The sequence below is a fragment of the Acidiferrobacterales bacterium genome, from assembly GCA_028820695.1.
In the GTDB taxonomy this organism is placed as follows: Bacteria; Pseudomonadota; Gammaproteobacteria; order Arenicellales; family JAJDZL01; genus JAJDZL01.
Genome location: JAPPIB010000057.1, coordinates 38,204 through 58,626, shown reverse-complemented (window position 1 = coordinate 58,626; position 20,423 = coordinate 38,204). Strand labels below are relative to the sequence as shown.

Genomic DNA, 20,423 nt, shown 5'->3' with positions numbered 1-20,423 from the left:
CCGAATATTTTTGGCCGCGCTGACAGCCGGCGACATGTGTATGCATCTGAAGTCCGGTCCGGCGGGCAGGCTGTGGTCGCAATGCCGCTAAGCGACGACGGATCGACGTTGTTGAATATTGCTCCTGTACGGGCAGATAATCAATGGATTTGGAAGGCTCAAGACTGTTCGCCTATGCGAAAACAGCAGACGGAAGATTGCGTCCGAAACTTCTGTATCCCCGCTTGCTGATGAGCAAGGGTTGGACATACTGCTCATAACGTTCGAACAGGCAATCTATTCTTTCCTGATCTGAGTCGAACGGTCTGCGGCGGTAAAGCCGTTCAACCGCTCGGTCCAGATTGGCGTGCGCCGTACGCAATCCGGCAGGCATGAAGTCTGGATCATACAAGTTCAGGAATGCTGTATCCGGATATTGGTCTCTTGCATCGAGCACCGCCTTTGCGAATGGTTCCAGACGGTCAAGATCACCTTCGGGACGCGGGAAGACGTTGTAGACCAAATTGATGGAATAACGATAGCGACTTTCCAGTCGGCCACCTACAAATCGAAGCCAGACCATGTGCATCCGGGACGTCAGCAGTGCGAAATCGGCCAGACTCGCATCGACAAGTATTCTTGTATCGATGTTGGGGATTACAGGCGGTTCCAGCCAGCTGATCGGAACATACTCCCGACGTTCGGAACTTGTCACTGGAATCACCAGGAAGGCAGAGGAAGGAATGACATTGATGTGATACAGCATTGGAGTGTCAGCAAGTTTGATCGTTGGAACGCTGCTGCTTCGCTGCCTGAACTCGCGCACTGCCCTGATCCGCTCGCGCACCTGCGGAAGATTTGCCAACTGATCCGGCGTGGCATCGTGCAGTGCCAGAATGTATCGGGTCGTACCATTGATCAGATCCTGTGATCCGACATAGGGACGGATGAACTGCGCGGCGGCTGGTTCCCGGGCGACAAAGGCATCCCGCTGCGCCTGGGACTTGAAAATGTAATTTCCGTCGTCAATCGGTTTCGATCCCGCCTTCAATGCCCGAAAGCCATTGATCGGACGTTTGCTGGCCTGCACTGCCACATAGGGATAGCGCTCAAGTTCGGGCACGAGATACGGGGAGATATTCTTGTGCGAGCTTTCTTGCGGCCGTTGCGTGTTGTCAGGATAACTGAAAAGACGCACCGACTTCGGCCGATATTCACTTCGCACGAGCCCGATAATCACCACATGGACATGAGCTGCGCCGCTCGCTTCGGACGACCATGAGAACGAACTGTGTGCGAATGCGATATCCAACCCGGCCCGATTGAACATCAATGGCCACAACTGACCCACCTGTTCACCCTGCACAATCGAGTTGGTTGCGACAAGACCGATTCTCGTTTTGCCTTCAACATACGCAGCAGCTTTCAGAAACCAGCAACTCACATAATCAAGTGTTCCCTTGATGTGCTTGAATGCGGCAATTCGATGAACCTGAGCGCGTTGTTCCGGACTTTGGAGCTTGGAACCTGAAAAGGGAGGATTGCCAAGGATGTAACTGCAGTTCGCCGCGGAGATGACGTCATTCCAGTCCATCTCGAGCGCATCCGCGCACGCAATGTTTGCGGTGGCGCGAAGAGGAATACGCGTGTAGACCTTGCCGAATGCCTCTCCCAGCCGATTGTTCATGATGTGATCCATCATCCACAACGCAATCTCAGCAATCCGTGCTGGAAATTCTTCCAGTTCGATACCGTAGAACTGATCGACATCGACAATACTCAGACTGCGGGCATCCAAATCAAGCTGACTGGAACTGATTCTCTGTCGAAGCACGTCGATCTCCAGTTGCCTTAACTCCCGATATGCGATAACCAGGAAGTTTCCGCAACCACAGGCCGGGTCAAAAAATGTCAGATCACCCAACTTGCGTTGGAACTCCTGCAACCGATAGGCCTGACCCCGTTTCAACTTGCAGATATCTGAGAATTCCTTTCTGAGGTCATCAAGAAAAAGTGGCTCGATCACTTTCAGAATGTTCTCCTCAGTCGTATAGTGAGCTCCGATCGCACGGCGAAGATCCTTGTCCATCACACACTGAAACAACGACCCGAATATTGCCGGCGATATCTCCGACCAGTCGTACTCGCAGGCTTCCAGCAGCCGGTTTCGAAGCACGGAGTCAAAATCAGCAGTAACAAGATGGTGTTCGAACAGCATGCCATCCACATAAGGGAATGCTGCCAAATCATCAATGAGGTAACGTTGACGCTCGTCAACCGGGGTGTTCAGTAACTCAAATAACCGTTTCAGCCACAGCCCTGTGTCCGATCCATCCTCGTGCGTGTGGTCAAGCAAGAGATTATGAAAAATGTCACGCGGCTCGAAGATTCCGGTGTCGTCAGCAAAAAGGCAGAAGACCAGCTGCACCAGGAATCTCTCAAGATCATCAGCTGGATACCCCGAATGTGCAAGTCTGTCATGAATTTGGCCCACAAGTTCTGTCGCCGCGATACTGACGGAATCCTGTTGGTTGAAGTCGCGAGATTGCCGACCCAGAATGAAGCCAAATACTTCCACATTCTGTGGCAGTTCCTCAAGCGTGAACTTCCACTGCCCGCGCGTCTCTCGATCGAGCAGGTGGAACGTCTGAAAATCACATACCAGCTGATAGCGCGGTTTTTCCGAGTCGTTTACGGCATCAAAATACTCACCGGCCTGCTCTGCGGCCTGATTCAAGTCGCGGCCGACACTTTTTTGCTCAACCAGCAACACACCCGGCCAGAAAAGATCTATATAGCCACGTGAATTGTCCAGTCGGGTCACTCTCTCCTCAAAGCGCGCAACCCTGCGTCGTTTCACCCCGAATATAGCGAAGAAGTCGTTGTAAAAGCTCTGTGTATCACTTTTTTCATATCTCGCATCACACCAGTCGCGGGAAAACTCGGCAGCTCGGATTCGAATTTCATTCCAACTCAATGCCATTGGTGCTGGTCTGTTGTGTGCGTGTTGTGAATTCCACAAGATAGCGGCATTACGCAGCCAATTCTTTGAGAGGTGTCAGGGCGAGGCGCGTAACGAAGCTTCAAATGCGCTTGCATAACCGGTATTTTACAACTGTCCCAAACCGATTGCCTCGTACGTGACCATCCCGTTTTGCGTGCCGATCCGCCAGACGCGCGCGGATTTGTAAATTCCCATAAAGATAGGTATTAAAATTAGATTGATTGCGGACGCAAATCAGCCCACTGAATGGCAACAATACCGATCCAAGGTATTCGGCACCCCGACAGATGCGGGTAACTCATCTTTTTTACCGTCAGCAATCGTTTATTCACCTTCGGGTACTCGTAACTCCAAGTGGTTGAGGAAGTCAGCACTGATGGCATTTGATACATTGTTGCCGCGCAACTATAGCCCTGCCAAATTGAAAGGGGATATTTTTGGCGGCCTGACTGCATCAGTGGTCTTGCTCCCCTTGTCGCTGGCATTCGGTATCGCAACCGGTCTGGGACCCAGCGCAGGTATTTACGGCGCGATTGCTGTTGGATTTTTCGCCGCTGTTTTCGGAGGCACGCCAACCCAGATTTCAGGACCCACTGCGCCAGTGGCGATCGCGATCGCAGTCATCGTCGCCAGCCACGCCGAGAGCATTTATCAAGCGTTTGCGATTGTCTCGATAGCCGGCTTCTTCCAGATATTGTTGGGGTTGTCGGGAGTCGGAAAATATATCGAATACGCGCCAAGAGTCGTGGTTTCAGGGTTCATGTCCGGAATCGGTGTGATCATCATCGTTGTTCAGCTGCTGCCGTTGCTGGGTCATGCGCCCGTATCGGAAGTTGTGGAATCCCTGCATATGCTGACCGAATTGATTGGGGTGACCAATGTCGACGCCCTGATCGTCGGCTTGGTTGCACTGGGTATTTCCATTTTCTGGCCGGCAAGACTGGGAAAATACCTGCCAGCCCCGTTGGTGGCCCTGACTGTGGCAACCCTGAGTGCTGTTCTATGGTTCCCCGACTCACCTGTGATCGGAGAAATCCCTAGCGGATTGCCGCAACTGCAGTTATTTTTCCCGGGACTCGATCTTCTGTGGGCGTCAGTCGAACTGGCATTCATTCTGGCTATGATCGCGTCGGTTGAAAGCCTGATTTCAGCAGTCATGGCGGATACCATGACGGGAACCCGGCACAAACCCAGTCGCGAACTGATCGGACAGGGAATCGGAAATATAGCGGCAGGACTTGTCGGAGGTCTGCCGGGTTCCGGATCCCCACCCGGAACAGCGGCCAATATCCGCGCCGGCGCCAGTACCGCTGTATCCGGTCTTTCCTATGCGATCATACTCGTGCTGATCGTATTGGTGATCAGTGACGTCGTGGAACCGATACCGCTCGCCGCATTGTCGGGCATTTTGATCAAGGTCGGCTGGGACGTCATCGATTGGAGAATTGTCAATCGTATTCATCGGATCCAGCGTCCCAGAATGGTCATACTTTTGCTGACTTTCGGCCTGACTGTTTTTGTTGACCTGCTGCCCGCCATCGCCCTTGGCCTGATCGCTGCAGCCATGTCACATGCCCGGACAATCGAGCGATTCGAGCTGGACAGTGTGACTTCGGCAGCCATACTTGACCTGCAACTGTTTGATGAGGATGCGTCAACCTCGAAACTTGACCCCTTTTCCACGCGTACAGTGCTGGTCCGTCTGAGCGGAATCCTTTCAATCGCTTCCAAAACAAAACTGGTCAACAGTGTCACCGAAGATATCAAGGATCATGAGATCATTATTTTTGACTTCACCAAGACTCAATTTGTCGACGATGACATTGCCCTGGTGATTGAGAAACTCACCGAAGTGGCCACTCAGGACAATATCCAAATCGTCATGTGCGGCTTCGCCGACTCTGTCTTCAGGACCATGACGTCACTGAACGTACTGAAACTTGTTCCGGACGAAAATATCGTAGATGACCTGGAAGGCGCCCACCAGCTGGCAAGACAGATGCTCAGGTCGTCAATGAATTGATCCCTGTTCAGCAATCGCATGTTAGTACATGGCCAATCCTGTTCATTTTTCGTTTCCTGATTCATTCGTTTTGCGATCGCGTTGAGGTTCAGCGACAGGTGGCTTTTTCTTAAACGAGCATGCCGACCCGGCCGAAGTATAACTTTATTTGACCTAAGCAGTTGATATTGTGAATTTAATAAATGCAACTGCACTGCAAATACACTTCCACCGGTTATTTTCCAGCCGCGGATGATTCGGTAATGCGGAATGAGCGAGTGAAATCATTTCCGAATTCACCTCTCAATCGTTATACTTGATAGGTTGAATGTAAGCGGAACGCGTGACATTTTCATAGCATCTGACCGCCAAGTATTGAATAGCACGCCCATCACGGCTGCATTCGCCGCTGGATCATCGGGCAAAGGGACTGACTTATTCCATGAATTCGCATCAACGCGATACCGGGCTTTATCGTCCGCAGTTTGAACATGATGGCTGCGGTTTCGGCCTGATTGCGCAAATGGACGGCCAGCCGTCACATGAGTTGGTCCGCACTGCCGTGCAATCGCTTTGCAACCTGACCCACCGCGGTGCCATAGCCTCCGACGGGAAATCGGGTGATGGCTGCGGAATCATGCTCAGAATTCCGGATCAGTTTATGCGCGGATGTGCTGCCAGACAGGATATAAGCCTGGCACGGAAATTCGCAGTCGGCATGATCTTTCTCAATCCGGACCCCGATATCGCCCACACAGCAAGAGTCCAGCTGGAGCAGGAACTGGTCAGGAAGGGACTGGAGCCGGCCGGGTGGCGTCTGATACCGGTGAACCCCGAAGCGCTCGGCGAATCGGCACTGTCCAGCCAGCCCCGTATTGAGCAGATTCTGGTCAACGCGCCGGAAGGGCTGTCGACAGCCGTATTCGAACGTCGCCTGTATGCAGCCCGTCGAGCGACCGAAAAAAAACTGCTGGATTCCGACAGCAGTTTCTATATCTGCAGCCTGTCCTCCCTGTTAATGGTATACAAGGGGTTGTTCATGCCGGACAACCTGACCGCGTACTTCCCCGAACTGGATGACCCCGATCTGAAGTCATCCCTTGCAGTATTCCATCAGCGGTTCTCGACCAATACCGCCCCGACATGGCGTCTCGCCCAGCCCTTTCGCATGCTGGCTCACAATGGTGAGATCAACACCATACAAAGCAATCGCAACTGGGCCATTGCAAGGAGCGGCAAATTTGCCGATTCGCTTCACGAAAATGTCGAAGAACTGTTGCCGATCGTGGACTTTGAGTCTTCAGACTCGGCAAGTCTGGACAACATGCTGGACTTTTTCGTCAGCGGCGGCATGGATATTTTCCGGGCCATGCAAATTCTGGTTCCGCCGGCATGGCAGAATGTCGATACCATGGACTCAAACCTGAGGTCATTTCACAGTTACAACTCACTGCATTCCGAACCTTGGGACGGACCGGCGGGCATCGTGCTGACCGATGGTCGGTATGCTGCCTGTGTCATGGATCGAAATGGCCTGCGCCCTGCACGCTACATCATTACTGCGGACCGACACATCACACTGTGCACCGAGATCGGAGTTCACGACTACAGTGAAGGCGACCTGATCGCCAAGGGAAGACTGAAGCCTGGCGAGATGATTGCAGCCGACACCAAGACCGGTGCGTTGCTGTTGCCTGATGATATCAATGACGAAATCAAGAACCGTCAGCCGTACAGTCGCTGGCTCAAGCAAAGACAGCGCAGAGTCTATACCAGGCTCCTGAACGACACACACTCGAGCGCCGCGCTCAATCCGTTTGAGCTTGCCATCTACAAGAAGATGTTCGATGTATCCTTTGAGGAGCAGGAACAGGTGATCCGCGTGCTGAGCGAGCTTGGACTTGAAGCGGTCGGATCCATGGGCGATGACACCCCCTTGCCGGTACTATCCGACAGAAGACGCTCAATCTATGATTACTTCCGCCAGCAGTTCGCGCAGGTGACCAATCCGCCAATCGATCCGTTGCGCGAAAAAATAGTCATGTCGCTGGAAACCACGATTGGCCTGTCGTTCGGATTGTTCGAGGAGAACCCTGACCATGCGAAACGTCTCATCATCGGTTCGCCGATTCTGTCAGGGCGGAAATTCTATACGATCATGGACGATGCCGACCCGGCTTTCAGCGTGCACCAAATCTGCCTGAACTATCAACGCAGTGAGGGTCTGGAAAACGCTATCCGGCGCATTTGCAATGAGGCTGTGGAGGCAATCCGTTCAGGCAATCTGATTCTCACGCTGTCGGACCGCGACATTGCACAGGACAAACTCCCGATTCCCGCTGCGCTTGCAATCGGCGCTGTGCATCATCGACTGATTGACGAAGACTTAAGGTGCGATGCAAACATCATCGTTGAAACGGCAACAGCTCGCGATCCGCATCATTTTGCAGTGCTGATCGGATACGGCGCCACCGCGATCTACCCCTATCTGAGCTATGCGATCGTGCGCAGCATTATCGGCAATGAAGTACCCGACAGCCAATCGTTGTCAGCCGTACGCTCATACCGTCAGGGTATCAAGAAGGGTCTTTTCAAAATCATGTCCAAAATGGGTATTTCGACCATTACCAGCTATCGCGGTGCACAGCTGTTCGAAGCAGTGGGACTTCACAATGAAGTGGTGGACTTGTGCTTCAAGGGGACAGTGTCTCGAATTCAGGGCGCGAATTTCGAGGACATTGAGAACGACCTGATTGAACAGTCGGATGCCGCGTGGGATCCTCGAGTCCCTGTCAGTCACGGAGGACTGCTCAAGTACTCGACTGACAGTGAATACCATGCGTTCAATCCGGATGTCGTTCACGCGATGCATGCAGCGGTGGAGAGCGGGGATTCGGGTGACTATGAGAAGTTTGCGTCACTGGTCAATCATCGCCCGCCCATGGTGTTGCGCGACCTTCTGCGCATCAGGACTGACGGCAATGAACCGGTTGATCTTAAGGAGGTTGAGCCGGCTGAGGAGATACTCAAGCGGTTTGACAGCGCGGCCATGTCGCTCGGGGCGCTTTCGCCGGAAGCTCATGAAGTGCTCGCTGAGGCCATGAATGAATTGGGCGGTCGCTCCAACTCGGGTGAGGGTGGCGAGGACCCGCGGCGCTACGGAACCTCCCGGACCTCAAAGATCAAACAGGTCGCATCCGGCCGTTTCGGCGTCACGCCCCACTATCTCACCAATGCAGAGGTGCTTCAGATCAAGATCGCCCAGGGCGCGAAACCCGGTGAGGGCGGACAGCTGCCGGGACATAAGGTCAGTGAGGTGATCGCCTCGTTGCGATACTCATCGCCAGGTGTTTCATTGATATCTCCGCCGCCACATCATGATATTTATTCAATCGAGGATCTGGCGCAGCTGATTTTTGATCTCAAGCAGGTCAACCCCGAAGCCTTGGTATCGGTGAAGCTGGTTTCCGAAGCCGGAGTCGGTACGATTGCTGCGGGCGTGACCAAAGCGTATGCCGACCTGATCACAATAGCCGGGTACGACGGCGGCACCGGTGCAAGCCCGATCACCTCCGTCAAGTACGCTGGCAGCCCGTGGGAGTTGGGATTGGTGGAAACCCAGCAGACACTGAGAATGAACCGACTGCGTCACCGAGTTCGATTGCAGGTGGACGGCGGACTGAAGACCGGTCTGGATGTGGTCAAGGCGGCGATACTCGGTGCGGATTCGTTCGGGTTCGGGACCGCACCCATGATTGCCATTGGATGCAAATATCTCAGGGTGTGCCATCTGAACAACTGTGCAACCGGTGTCGCTACGCAGAATTCGAGTCTGCGAACTCGGCATTTCAAGGGCACCAAGGACAAAGTGGTTCGATATTTCAGATTCGTCGCCGAGGAAGTTCGTGAGATTCTGGCATCAATCGGTGTCCGGAGCCTCGACGAAGTCATCGGACGACCGGAGTATCTGGAAATGATCGAGCCGAAGTCCAGCAAGCAGAAACGACTTGATCTCAATGCGTTGCTTTCGCTGGCCGATGTGGCGGACGATGTGCCGCGACGATGTACGAGTGCGCGCAATGAGCCCTGGGACAAGGGTCCGCTCGCAGAAAAAATGGTGACGGACGCCCTGCCATGCATCAGGCACGGCAAAGGCAGTGTGTTCGACTACCGGATTGCAAACGTCAACCGTTCGATCGGTGCCAGGCTGTCGGGCGAGATCGTCAAGTCACCGAAGCCCCTGTCGTCACCGATCAAGATGAATTTCAAGGGCATTGCAGGTCAGAGTTTCGGCGCCTGGAACGCAGCGGAGCTGGAATTGTACCTGGAAGGCGATGCCAATGACTATGTCGGCAAGGGAATGGCAGGCGGAAAAATCGTGATCAGGCCGCCGCATGACAGTCCCCTCGAAACACAGTCCACACCGATCGTCGGGAATACCTGTCTGTACGGCGCAACCGGCGGGCGGTTTTTTGCTGCCGGTACTGCAGGGGAAAGGTTTGCGGTGAGAAATTCCGGTGCCATTGCCGTACTGGAGGGATGCGGGGATCATGGATGCGAGTATATGACCGGCGGTGCGGTGCTGTCACTCGGCGCGACCGGAGTCAATTTCGGTGCCGGGATGACCGGAGGAATCGCATTCATACTGGATCTGGAACGGATTTTTGTCGACTGCTATAACCATGAGTTGATCGATATCCATCGGTTGACACACGAAGACATGGAACCGCACCTGAGTTTTCTGCACGAAATGATCGGAGAGTACGTTGAGGAAACCGGCAGCCGATGGGGCAGAAGGGTTCGGGATGATTTCCTGGAACTGGTCGGACGGTTCTGGCTCATCAAGCCGAAAGCGTCAGATATCAAGGACTTGATGGAAACACTCAGGGAAGCCGCATAAGCACGGCAGTGATCAGGGAATCGATGTGAAAGATCATTTTCAGTTTCTGGACCTGCCAAGACAGAGTCCGCCAAAGGATCCCGCACAATATCGTATCCATCATTGGAACGAAATTTACCAGCCATACGATTCGGCTGTCGTAGCCGGTCAGTCGGCCCGATGCATCTCCTGTGGCAACCCCTATTGCCAGTGGAAATGCCCGGTTCACAATTACATTCCGGAATGGCTGGGCATGATCGCTGAAGACCGATTGCTTGAGGCGGCGGAACTGTCACACCAGACCAATTCCTTGCCGGAAATCTGCGGTCGAATCTGCCCTCAGGATCGCCTGTGTGAAGGTGCCTGCACAATGAACGACGGATTCGGTGCGATAACCATCGGCGCAGTGGAGAAGTACATCACGGACGAAGCGTTCAGCCAGGGATGGAAACCCGATATCTCCAACGTCGAACCCAATGGCAAGACGGTCGCTATTGTGGGCAGCGGCCCCGCTGGACTCGGTTGTGCCGATGTGCTGGTCCGCAACGGATTCAGCGCAACTGTCTACGATCGCTACCCGGAAATTGGCGGATTGCTCACGTTCGGAATACCACCTTTCAAGCTGGAAAAGAGAATTGTGCTCAAACGCCGCCAGATCATGGAGGAAATGGGGGTGAAATTTGTGCTGAATACCGAGATTGGAACAGACATTGACTTTCAGGAACTTCTTGACCGGTACGACGCAGTCTTTCTGGGCATGGGAACCTATACCTACATGAAAGGCGGATTTCCAGGGGAGAACCTGAACGGTGTACATGAGGCGCTGCCCTATCTGGTCGGCAACAATTTTGAGGTTGAGCGCTGGGACCCCGGTTCATGGCTGCCCATCAATCTGAATGACCAGGATGTCGTCGTACTGGGCGGCGGTGACACCGCAATGGACTGTGTGCGTACAGCGATTCGACAGGGAGCCGGAAAAGTGACCTGTGTCTACCGGCGCGACGAACAGAACATGCCGGGGTCCAGGCGGGAAGTCTGGCACGCTAGAGAGGAGGGTGTGCAATTTTTATGGAACCGACAGCCATTGGAGATCATCGGCAATGGTCAGGCCGAGCAGGTCAGGGTCATTGAGACCAGACTTGGCGAACCGGATGAGCGGGGTCGACGCCAGCCTGAACCCGTCCCGGGCAGTGAGCAGCTGATCGATTGCGACCGCGTCATCATTGCGTTCGGGTTTCGCCCCAGTCCCAGCGACTGGATGGCCGAACACGATATTCGGATCGATTCATTCCTGCGCGTTCAGGCCAGCCACGACAGTGAGTATCCGTTCCAGACTTCCAATCCGAAGGTGTTCTCAGGCGGCGATATGGTACGGGGTGCGGATTTGGTTGTTACCGCAGTGTTCGAGGGACGTGAAGCTGCACGCGGGATCATGAGCTACATCAACGCGGACTGACTCAGGACGGACACCCCCTCATGGCCGAAATTCCAACCCGCGACCGCCTGATCGTCGCCTTGGATTTACCGACAGGCACCCAGGCGTTGGAACTGGCTGACAGAATCGAGGGTCACGTCAATTTCTTCAAGGTCGGCCTGGAGCTGTTCTCAAGTGGTACCGGCGTCGATCTGATCGAGTCCCTGATCGGGCGCGGCCACAAGGTATTTGCAGACTTCAAGCTGTTTGACGTACCCGCAACAGTCTTTCGGGCTGTTCGCAATCTCAACGGACTGGGGATCACATTTGTCACTGTGCACGGCGATGAGCAGATCATGGAAGCCGCAGTCGAGGCATCTGACGGGATTTCAATATTGGCAGTCACTGTCCTGACGAGCATGGATCAGGACAGTCTGGCAGGCATGGGCGTCAGTATGAGCCTTGAGGATCTCGTCAGGACACGGGCGAAAAATGCCGAGAGGCTGGGTTGTGGCGGTGTGGTCGCTTCCCCTCGCGAGGCGGCGGTCATCCGTCAGCAGGCAGACGCCAGATTGAGAATTGTAACGCCGGGCATCCGTCGCGAGGGTGGCAGCTTCAATGATCAGAAACGCGTGATGACGGTCAAGGGTGCGCTTGACGCCGGTGCCGACTACGTGGTCGTCGGCCGACCAATTCGCGATGCATCCGATCCTGCCCGGGCTGCGGCACAATTCCAGAATGAAATCGCGGATGCGTTGGCTGAAAGCTGATCTGATTGCCGATGACATTACCGAAAAACGACCGCTTCTTGCGCGCCCTGAAAAGACAGGACACGGATCGCACACCGGTATGGATCATGCGCCAGGCCGGCCGATATCTGCCTGAATACCGGCAAACGCGGCGCCAGGCCGGCGATTTTCTTACTCTGTGCCGAACACCGGAACTGGCTTGCGAAGTCACACTGCAACCGCTCAGACGATATGATCTCGATGCTGCGATTATCTTTTCCGACATTCTGGTCATTCCAGATGCCATGGGACTTGGGCTCAGAATGGAGGAGTCGGTCGGGCCGGTATTCGAAAATCCAATCACGTCGGGGGCTGACATCAGAAAACTTGTGCGCCCTGACCCGGAAGACGATCTGGGTTATGTGATGGACGCTGTGCGCACAACGGCAAGCAGTCTCGATGGTGCGGTCCCACTGATCGGATTCTCCGGAAGCCCTTGGACACTCGCAGTCTACATGATAGAAGGTCGTTCCAAGACTGACTTTGGGAAAATTCTGGCTTTTGCGAAGTCTCAGACCGCAGACTTGCATCAATTGCTTGATATCCTCGCACGGTCGGCCGCTGAATATCTCGCGGCCAAAGCCAGAGCCGGCGCCTCGGCACTCATGATTTTCGATACCTGGGGCGGGCTGCTTGACACCCCCCAATATCTGGATCTGTCGTTGCGTTACATGCAGCGAATCGTCGAGGAACTGTCGATACAGACGCCCGGAATTCCCACGATACTTTTCACCAAGGGCGGAGGAAAGTGGCTTGAGAATATGGCGGATGCCGGGTGCAGCGCCATTGGTATTGACTGGACTGTCGATATCGGTGACGCCCGGCGCAGAGTCGGCGACAGGACCGCCATTCAGGGCAACCTGAATCCGGATTCACTCAGACTCAGCGACGAGCAGATCGAACAGCAGGTGACTGGAATACTTGAGTCATTCGGGCCTGGCAATGGCCACATATTCAATCTCGGACATGGAATCAAACCCGACATCGACCCAAATAAGGTGTCGGTGCTGGTCGATGCAGTCGCCCGCATCAGCCCGCAGTTTCACTGATACCCGACCGGGGGCTCAGGCCAACCGGTATTTCTTGTCCAATGCCGGCGCGCCCTGGCAAGTCACCGTGCCCTCTTCCCACAACTTGATGATGGTTGCGAACAAAGACCTGGCTGCCGGTGCATGCAGTGACACATCGGTGTCCCGGTAAACCACGGGCACCATTTCCATAACGTCCGACAAGCCATTTTGCAGACACTCCAGTATCTGTAACTCACGCTGTCGCCGGTGTTCAATGCACGCGTGCAAGAATTCATGCGGTTGCCTGATGGGCGGTCCATGCGTCGGATAATAGATTTGATCGTCACAATCCAGCAACATCCTGAGACTTGCCAGATAGTCCGACATCGAACCGTCGGGCGGTATGATGACAGTGGTCGACCACCCCATAACGTGATCGCCGGAAAAAAGCGCCTTTTCTTCCAGCAGCCGATAGCACATATGATTGGACATGTGGCCTGGCGTGTGGACACATTGCAAAGTCCACTGCTCAGTGCGCAGCAAATCCCCATCTTTCACCGCAATATCAGGATGGAACGCATGGTCGACGTCCTCTTCCAATCGCTCCGACACCTCAATGTCGTTTTCCGCGGGTCTTGTGCTGAACCCGTAAACCGGCGCACCGCAGATTGACTGCAAGGGTCGGGCTGCGGGAGAGTGATCGCTATGAGTATGCGTCACGAGGATGTGCGTGATTGTCTCGTCTGACAGGCTTTCCGCGATTGCCCTGATGTGACTTTCCAGTCGCGGTCCAGGGTCAATGACAGCGACTTCGCCGCGCCCCACGATATAGGTCCCGGTTCCCAGATAGGTAAACTTGCTTGGATTTTTCGCTACGATCCGTCTGATCAGGGGAGAAACCTCGTGAAGTTCCCCGTATTCGAACTCATCGGCTAGCTGAAATGGAATTGAGGTTCTCACCATTTCGATCGGCGGTCAAGCTGATGGTGTCTCATACCTCAACCGGAAGCTGTGACTTTGCGAACCTGACCTTGCCCTCGTTCAAACTCACCTCAACCTCGTCACCTGCAGCGAATTGTCCGGAAAGAAGTTCCTTGGCGAGTGGATTTTCCAGTCGGGTCCGGATCGCTCTTTTCAGGGGTCGCGCCCCATAAACCGGATCGAATCCCGTCGTCGCAATAAATCCGACCACCTCTTCGGTCAGCTTCAGATGTACATCCTGATCGGCAAGCCGATCCTGAAGCAGACTTATCTGAATTCGTGCGATGTCGTCAATGTTCTTGCGTGTAAGCGGCTGGAACATGATGATGTCGTCGATGCGATTGATGAACTCGGGGCGGAAATTCCGCACCACCGTATTCATCACAGCGCGTTTTATTTTCCTGTAGGGCGTATCGCCGGTCATTTCCTGGATCAGGTCCGATCCAAGATTGGAAGTCATGACAACAACCGTGTTGCGAAAGTCAACCGTACGTCCATGACCATCGGTCAGCCGTCCATCGTCCAGTACCTGCAGCAGAATGTTGAACACATCGGAATGGGCTTTCTCGATCTCATCCAAAAGGATGACGCAATACGGGCGGCGGCGCACCAGTTCGGTGAGATGTCCTCCCTCTTCATAGCCGACATAGCCGGGTGGCGCACCGATCAGTCTCGCAACTGAGTGCTTTTCCATGAACTCGGACATGTCAATTCGAATCAACGCATCTTCGGTATCGAACAGGAATTGTGCCAGTGCCTTGCACAGTTCAGTCTTGCCGACCCCTGTGGGCCCCAGAAACAGGAATGTTCCATACGGCTGATCAGGATCCGACAAACCGGTGCGAGATCGCCGGATCGCATCGGAAACACTGCCGACTGCGGCTTTCTGACCGACGACGCGCCGACCTAGTTCCTGTTCCATCCGCAACAGTTTCGATTTCTCCCCCTCGAGCATTCTGCTGACAGGAATTCCAGTGGCGGATGAAACCACTTGTGCGATTTCCTCTTCAGTCACACTGCTTCTCAGCAACTCAAACTCCCGATCATCTTCTGAGCGACTGCTCTCCAGTTGCTGTTCCAGCTCCGGAATGGTCTGATAGGTGAGTTTCGCCAAGCGATCCAGATCTCCCGCCCGCTGCGCATTGCCAGCCTCAATTCGTGCGGCATCAAGCTGTTCCATGATGTGCTGTGAGCTCATGACAGCGGACTTCTCACCAAACCACAGCTGTTCGAGTTCGGAATACTCACCCGAAAGGCGATCAAGTTCACTTTCCAATTTCTCGAGTCTGGTCCTGGAAGCCTGATCGGTTTCGTTTTTCAGGGCTTCCCGCTCAATTTTCAGCTGGATGATCTTTCGGTCAAGCCGGTCCAGCGCATCCGGTTTTGAGTCAATCTCGATTCGTATCCGGCTGGCGGCCTCATCGACCAGATCAATCGCCTTATCCGGCAGGTTTCGATCGGTGATGTAGCGATGGGAGAGTCGGGCTGCTGCGACAATTGCCGGGTCTGTGATATCCACGCCATGGTGGACCTCGTACTTTTCCTTGATGCCGCGAAGAATCGCAATAGTGCTTTCCATGCTGGGTTCCTGGACAATGATCTTCTGGAAACGGCGCTCGAGCGCCGCATCCTTCTCGACATGCTTGCGATATTCATCAAGCGTTGTCGCACCGATACAATGCAACTCACCGCGAGCCAACGCGGGCTTCAGCATGTTTCCAGCGTCCATCGAGCCTTCCGCCTTGCCTGCACCAACCATCATATGAAGCTCATCGACAAAAAGGATGATCTCCCCTTCCTGACGGGTCAGTTCGTTGAGCAGGGCCTTGAGCCGCTCCTCAAACTCGCCGCGGAACTTGGTTCCGGCAATCAATGTGCCAAGGTCAAGCGATAGCAAACGCTTGCCTTTCAGGATTTCCGGCACCTCATCGTCCGAGATTCGTTGAGCAAGTCCTTCGACAATCGCGGTCTTGCCAACACCAGGCTCGCCAATCAACACCGGGTTGTTCTTCGTTCGACGCTGCAGTACCTGAATGGTGCGCCGAATCTCGTCGTCCCGGCCGATCACCGGATCCAGCTTTCCCAGCCGGGCCCGTTCGGTTACATCGATCGTATACTTCTCAAGTGCCCGATACTGCTCTTCGCTGCCGGCATCACTGACAGCCTGACCTCCGCGCATCTGATCGATTTTCGCTTCCAGAATCTTCCCGTCAGCACCCGCATCGCGCAATATCTTCCCGACTTTGTGCTTGCTGTCAACAGCACTCAGCGCAACCATCTCACTGGAAATGAACTGATCACCTCTTTTCTGGGATAGCGCATCAGCCCCGTTCAGGAGTCTTGCGAGATCCTGCGACAGGTGGACCTGTCCATCACTTCCGCTCACTGTCGCGAGTCCATCGAGATAATTGCCGAGCTCAGTTCGAAGCTGCGGCATCCTCACATTGCTCTGCGTCAGCAGATGATGAACTGTGCCACCTTTCTGGTCCAGCATGGCCACCACCAGGTGCGCCGGATCGATGAACTGATGATCCCGTCCAATCGCCAGACTCTGGGCATCAGCCAGTGCATGCTGCAGTTTTGTGGTGAACTTTTCTGGATTCATATCGTTTGCCCGACCAAATTCGGAATTCTGTCCATGCAACAAAAAATGGGGGCGAATCCGGGAATTTCAATATTCGATGCGGAGTCGAAACTGATCGCCAAGCTTTGGATTGCGCCTGTGGAAATCGCACAAGCATGGGCTTGCGCGGACGTAACCCACCTGGATTGTCCGTTCAGCGTACTTCGTAAGACTCGAACACTTCGGGGAGTTTGGACAGTGCGGTCTTGCCAAGCGGTGTCTTCGGCAAGTCCTCGACCACTGCGCATCGGGTAATGTGATTGTGGGCAGATGCCTTGGTGTTGAAGTCCTTCAGAATCTGTTTTGCCCGTGCAGCGCCGGTTTCGGGATTTTCCATGGCAAACACGGCACAGGGACGATTATCGAATTCAACAATCCCGGCCTCCTTGACATCCGGATAGCGCTCAAGCAGTGATTCAAGCTCTTCCGGATACACATTCTTGCCGCCCTCGGTGATGATGGTTCTCTTGATTCGGCCGGTAAGACTCAGATTTCCGGAACTGTCAAGTCTTCCCAGATCGCCGGTTCGAAACCACCCATCGGTCATCACTTCCTGCGTCGCTGACTCATCGGAATATCCCAGCATGACATTGTCCCCCTTGACCAGCACCTCACCGCTTCCCAGCTCATCAGGATTGTCAATCTTGACGGTTACGCCTTCAATCGCATAACCCACACTGTCGAGGTTGTCCGGAAATGCCTCCTGAACGCAGACAACCGGAGATGTCTCTGTCAATCCATATCCCTGCCTGAGACTGATCCCCAGATCGCGGAAGAACTGTGCGATGACCGGATCAAGTCGGGCGCCGCCGCTGACCCAGTAGCGAAGATTCGGACTCAATTTCTTGCGCAACGGCGCGTTCAGTCGGGTTCTCAGACTCATCGGCAAAGCGCCAAGCAGCGAAACATAGCCCCGAAGCAGAAAACTGCCGCTGTGAAATTTCTGCTCCATGCCCCGTTTGATATTGCGATAAAGCCGCGGAACCGCCAATACAACTGATACATTCTCTTCCGCCATGGCTGCCAGCACCTCCTGTGCGGTCAGCACTTTGGGCAATGCGATCGACGATCCGCAGTAAAGCGGCAGTAACATCCCACCCACCATTTCAAATGTGTGTGAGAGCGGCAGCAGACTGAGAAATCTGTCATTGTGATCGATCTCAACGATTTTCGAGCAGGCAATCACGTTTGACGACAGGTTGCGATGCGAAAGCCGGACAATCTTGGGCGAGCCCGTACTGCCTGAAGTGTAGATTCGCACCGCCTCTTCTGAGCTCAGATTGTTGCTGGCAACCTGTTCCTCTGCGGCCGAGAGTTCACTTGTAATCTCAATCGCAATCTGGGGTGTGTCGACACCCGAGAGTTTTGAGTCTGCCTCGTGTGCCATGATCAACTTGGGACTCAATGCTGTGATCTGGGTGCGGATGTCTTCCTCGCTGTAACCGATGTGGACCGGGGCCAGAATCGCACCAACCCGCCATGCTGCGAAGGCGGCAACGCCCCATTCAATACCGTTCGGTCCGATTACGGAAACAACATCTCCTTGCGAAACACCATGCTCGCGCAGGCGGGCTGCCATATGCAGCGCAGATTGGTGCACCATTCCATACGTATACGAAAGGGATTGTGCATCTCGCTGTCTGCGAATCCAGGCGGTTTTTGGTGCATTTGATTTCAGGCGCGGACTGAAAATATTCCAAATATCGTGAGACATGATCGTATACCTCCTGCATGCCAGCGGGTCGGACGAGGCTGGCAAACAACTTCGCATGTAGTATGGATTTTCGGATTGGCATCCGGTTGCAACTTTCGGACCTTATATTGTTGCACAGTAGCGACCATTGCGTGAGACAGTTTTGACTGATTGTCGACTGAGTCTTATTGACGGTTCCTCTCACGCTGCCGGACCGGGCGAGTATTTGCGGGCAGGTCAAATGGTGAGATTTGCGGGCACAGCGAATTCCGACGTATCATAATGCCAGCACGCAGGGAGGGATTTGCTGACCGGCAAGAAGCGTTGTTCCAGGGCTTCGCTCGAGCAGATCACAAGTGAGGTTCAAAGTGATCGCTCAGCAGCGACTGCAGTTCGTGATCGCGAACCAAGTGCGAACACAATTTATCCCCGGTCAGCGTCAGTCGGTGAGGCTGACTGGTTGCGTCATTGGCTGTAAATTCGCGTTTGCGTCGTGACCTTGCGATTTCAGGAGTGCGGTGGTCTGGAAAAGTTGTGAGCATCTATCGATTCAAGGCGGCGGAGCGGACTGGATTTTCGGTCTGTGCGACGGCGTATGCACTTGAGGCGACTTGCAACACAACACAGTTGTGCGCATTTTGCCACCACCTGCAAATTGATTGTTGTGAGTGAACATGAAACCAGCCAATGCCATTGAACTTCCGGGTGACATCCCGGATATCGTTCGTGTCGCATTGCGCGAAGACGTTGGCGATGGCGACGCAACAAGCTGTCTGATCGAGGATCGCGAGCACGTCAATGCGTACGTCAAGGTGCGGGAATCTGCAATTCTCTGTGGCTGTGCCTGGTTCAATGAGGTGTTCCACCAGACCGACCCGTCGATACAGATTGATTGGCTCTGTGACGACGCAGACGAACTGCACGCCAATCAGACAGTATGCCGGCTCAATGGAAGTGCGCGATCACTGCTCACAGCCGAAAGAACCGCTTTGAATTTTCTGCAGACACTGTCGGGAACCGCGACTGTGACCAACCAGTTCGTGCAGGCCATCGCCGAATACAGAACACGGATACTCGATACACGCAAAACCGTTCCAGGCCTGCGCAATGCCCAAAAATATGCCGTTCGTATCGGCGGTGGCACCAATCACCGCCATGGGCTATACGACGGAATCCTGATCAAGGACAATCACCAGTACGCAACACATTCACTGGAGTCGATCCTGCGTGGCTTGCCGGACAGTCGTCCCGCACTGATTGAAGTGGAAATCGAACGTCTCGATCAACTCGAAGGCGCCCTTCGGTGCGGCGCGAACCGAATCATGCTGGACAACTTCAGTGTCGACAATATCGCACAAGCCGTAAAGATCAATGCGCACCGGGTCGAGCTCGAGGCATCGGGAAACATTGACCTTGGCAACATCCGCGAAGTCGCAAGGACAGGGGTCGACTACATATCGGTCGGTGCGATTACCAAAAACGTACGGGCCATCGACTTTACGATGTTGTTTGACTCATCCGGCGCGAATGCCTGACTGCCCGGGCAAGTCTATTCGCTTTGGGTCAGCGCTTTCAATTTCTCGATCAGAACATGCTTTGTCACCGCCGCAATCTTGCGAAATACAATCTTTCCCTCAGGTGAGACGATGAATGTCGTCGGCATGCCCTTGAGCGGTTCAAATGGAACCAGCGGCTGGTCTCCAATGCGCAGAACCAGATATTCCATTTCAAGCGCCATGATGAATTCCTTCAGGCTTTCGGTATCAATCTCCTCAAAATCGATCCCGATTACAACCGGTGTGACCGGATCCGTCAGCCTGGAAACCTCATTCAACTCCGGAATTTCCTTGATGCACGGGGCGCACCATGTCGCCCAGAAGTTGACAATCACCCACTGCCCCCGATAGTCTGACAGACTGTGGAGGTTTCCTTGAATGTCAGGCAACGTGAAATCAACAATCTCGTCGGAGGCACCCGCGGTCGAGACAGCCAGCATCGCGGCAGCCAAAACAGCGCCAATCCAGTCAATCAGACGGTTCTGTCGAATCAT

At 54.2% G+C, this 20,423-nt stretch carries 10 protein-coding genes and 1 pseudogene; 6 read left to right on the top strand and 5 right to left on the bottom strand.

The window, feature by feature from the left end; translation table 11 throughout:
• Positions 1 to 172 precede the first annotated feature (172 nt).
• Complete coding sequence (locus OXI60_12100) at positions 173 to 2,962, bottom strand: N-6 DNA methylase (protein ID MDE0310553.1); 2,790 nt, start codon at positions 2,960 to 2,962, stop codon at positions 173 to 175.
• A 397-nt stretch (positions 2,963 to 3,359) separates the two neighbouring features.
• Here OXI60_12100 and OXI60_12095 point away from each other — a divergent pair, with 397 nt between their 5' ends.
• The 5 genes from OXI60_12095 to hemE all read left to right on the top strand — a co-directional run bounded on the left by OXI60_12095 (position 3,360) and on the right by hemE (position 13,115).
• Positions 3,360 to 5,006: a SulP family inorganic anion transporter gene (locus tag OXI60_12095; protein ID MDE0310552.1), complete on the top strand. Its 1,647-nt coding sequence runs from the start codon at positions 3,360 to 3,362 to the stop codon at positions 5,004 to 5,006.
• Between the two features lie 421 nt (positions 5,007 to 5,427).
• Positions 5,428 to 9,885, top strand: a complete 4,458-nt coding sequence (gene gltB / locus OXI60_12090; protein ID MDE0310551.1) for a glutamate synthase large subunit — start codon at positions 5,428 to 5,430, stop codon at positions 9,883 to 9,885.
• A gap of 25 nt (positions 9,886 to 9,910) precedes the next feature.
• A complete protein-coding gene (locus tag OXI60_12085; GenBank protein ID MDE0310550.1) occupies positions 9,911 to 11,320 on the top strand; it encodes an FAD-dependent oxidoreductase in 1,410 nt (469 codons plus the stop codon).
• A gap of 20 nt (positions 11,321 to 11,340) precedes the next feature.
• The gene (gene pyrF, locus OXI60_12080) at positions 11,341 to 12,048 is read left to right on the top strand and encodes an orotidine-5'-phosphate decarboxylase (GenBank protein ID MDE0310549.1); all 708 of its coding nucleotides are present in this window, start codon (positions 11,341 to 11,343) and stop codon (positions 12,046 to 12,048) included.
• A gap of 11 nt (positions 12,049 to 12,059) precedes the next feature.
• On the top strand, positions 12,060 to 13,115 hold the full coding sequence (hemE, locus tag OXI60_12075; protein MDE0310548.1) for a uroporphyrinogen decarboxylase: 1,056 nt from the start codon (positions 12,060 to 12,062) through the stop codon (positions 13,113 to 13,115).
• 15 nt (positions 13,116 to 13,130) lie between these two features.
• On the opposite strand, the gene OXI60_12070 is transcribed toward hemE, so the two are convergent.
• The 3 genes and pseudogenes from OXI60_12070 to OXI60_12060 all read right to left on the bottom strand — a co-directional run bounded on the left by OXI60_12070 (position 13,131) and on the right by OXI60_12060 (position 18,394).
• Positions 13,131 to 14,039, bottom strand: coding sequence for an MBL fold metallo-hydrolase (locus OXI60_12070; GenBank protein MDE0310547.1), 909 nt, complete (start codon positions 14,037 to 14,039; stop codon positions 13,131 to 13,133).
• 70 nt (positions 14,040 to 14,109) lie between these two features.
• A pseudogene (gene clpB / locus OXI60_12065) lies at positions 14,110 to 16,662 on the bottom strand (ATP-dependent chaperone ClpB).
• A gap of 172 nt (positions 16,663 to 16,834) precedes the next feature.
• The gene (locus OXI60_12060) at positions 16,835 to 18,394 is read right to left on the bottom strand and encodes an AMP-binding protein (GenBank protein ID MDE0310546.1); all 1,560 of its coding nucleotides are present in this window, start codon (positions 18,392 to 18,394) and stop codon (positions 16,835 to 16,837) included.
• Between the two features lie 653 nt (positions 18,395 to 19,047).
• On the opposite strand from OXI60_12060, the gene nadC reads away from it, so the two are divergent.
• The gene (gene nadC / locus OXI60_12055) at positions 19,048 to 19,908 is read left to right on the top strand and encodes a carboxylating nicotinate-nucleotide diphosphorylase (GenBank protein ID MDE0310545.1); all 861 of its coding nucleotides are present in this window, start codon (positions 19,048 to 19,050) and stop codon (positions 19,906 to 19,908) included.
• 14 nt (positions 19,909 to 19,922) lie between these two features.
• On the opposite strand, the gene OXI60_12050 is transcribed toward nadC, so the two are convergent.
• Positions 19,923 to 20,423: a TlpA disulfide reductase family protein gene (locus OXI60_12050; protein MDE0310544.1), complete on the bottom strand. Its 501-nt coding sequence runs from the start codon at positions 20,421 to 20,423 to the stop codon at positions 19,923 to 19,925.

What these genes read in the sequence shown, in the direction of transcription:
- OXI60_12070 (MDE0310547.1), bottom strand. Translation starts at nt 14,039, where the DNA reads ATGGTGAGAACCTCAATTCCATTTCAGCTAGCCGATGAGTTCGAATAC.
- hemE (MDE0310548.1), top strand. Translation starts at nt 12,060, where the DNA reads ATGACATTACCGAAAAACGACCGCTTCTTGCGCGCCCTGAAAAGACAG.
- nadC (MDE0310545.1), top strand. Translation starts at nt 19,048, where the DNA reads ATGAAACCAGCCAATGCCATTGAACTTCCGGGTGACATCCCGGATATC.
- OXI60_12095 (MDE0310552.1), top strand. Translation starts at nt 3,360, where the DNA reads ATGGCATTTGATACATTGTTGCCGCGCAACTATAGCCCTGCCAAATTG.
- gltB (MDE0310551.1), top strand. Translation starts at nt 5,428, where the DNA reads ATGAATTCGCATCAACGCGATACCGGGCTTTATCGTCCGCAGTTTGAA.
- pyrF (MDE0310549.1), top strand. Translation starts at nt 11,341, where the DNA reads ATGGCCGAAATTCCAACCCGCGACCGCCTGATCGTCGCCTTGGATTTA.
- OXI60_12050 (MDE0310544.1), bottom strand. Translation starts at nt 20,423, where the DNA reads ATGATTCGACAGAACCGTCTGATTGACTGGATTGGCGCTGTTTTGGCT.
- OXI60_12100 (MDE0310553.1), bottom strand. Translation starts at nt 2,962, where the DNA reads ATGGCATTGAGTTGGAATGAAATTCGAATCCGAGCTGCCGAGTTTTCC.
- OXI60_12060 (MDE0310546.1), bottom strand. Translation starts at nt 18,394, where the DNA reads ATGTCTCACGATATTTGGAATATTTTCAGTCCGCGCCTGAAATCAAAT.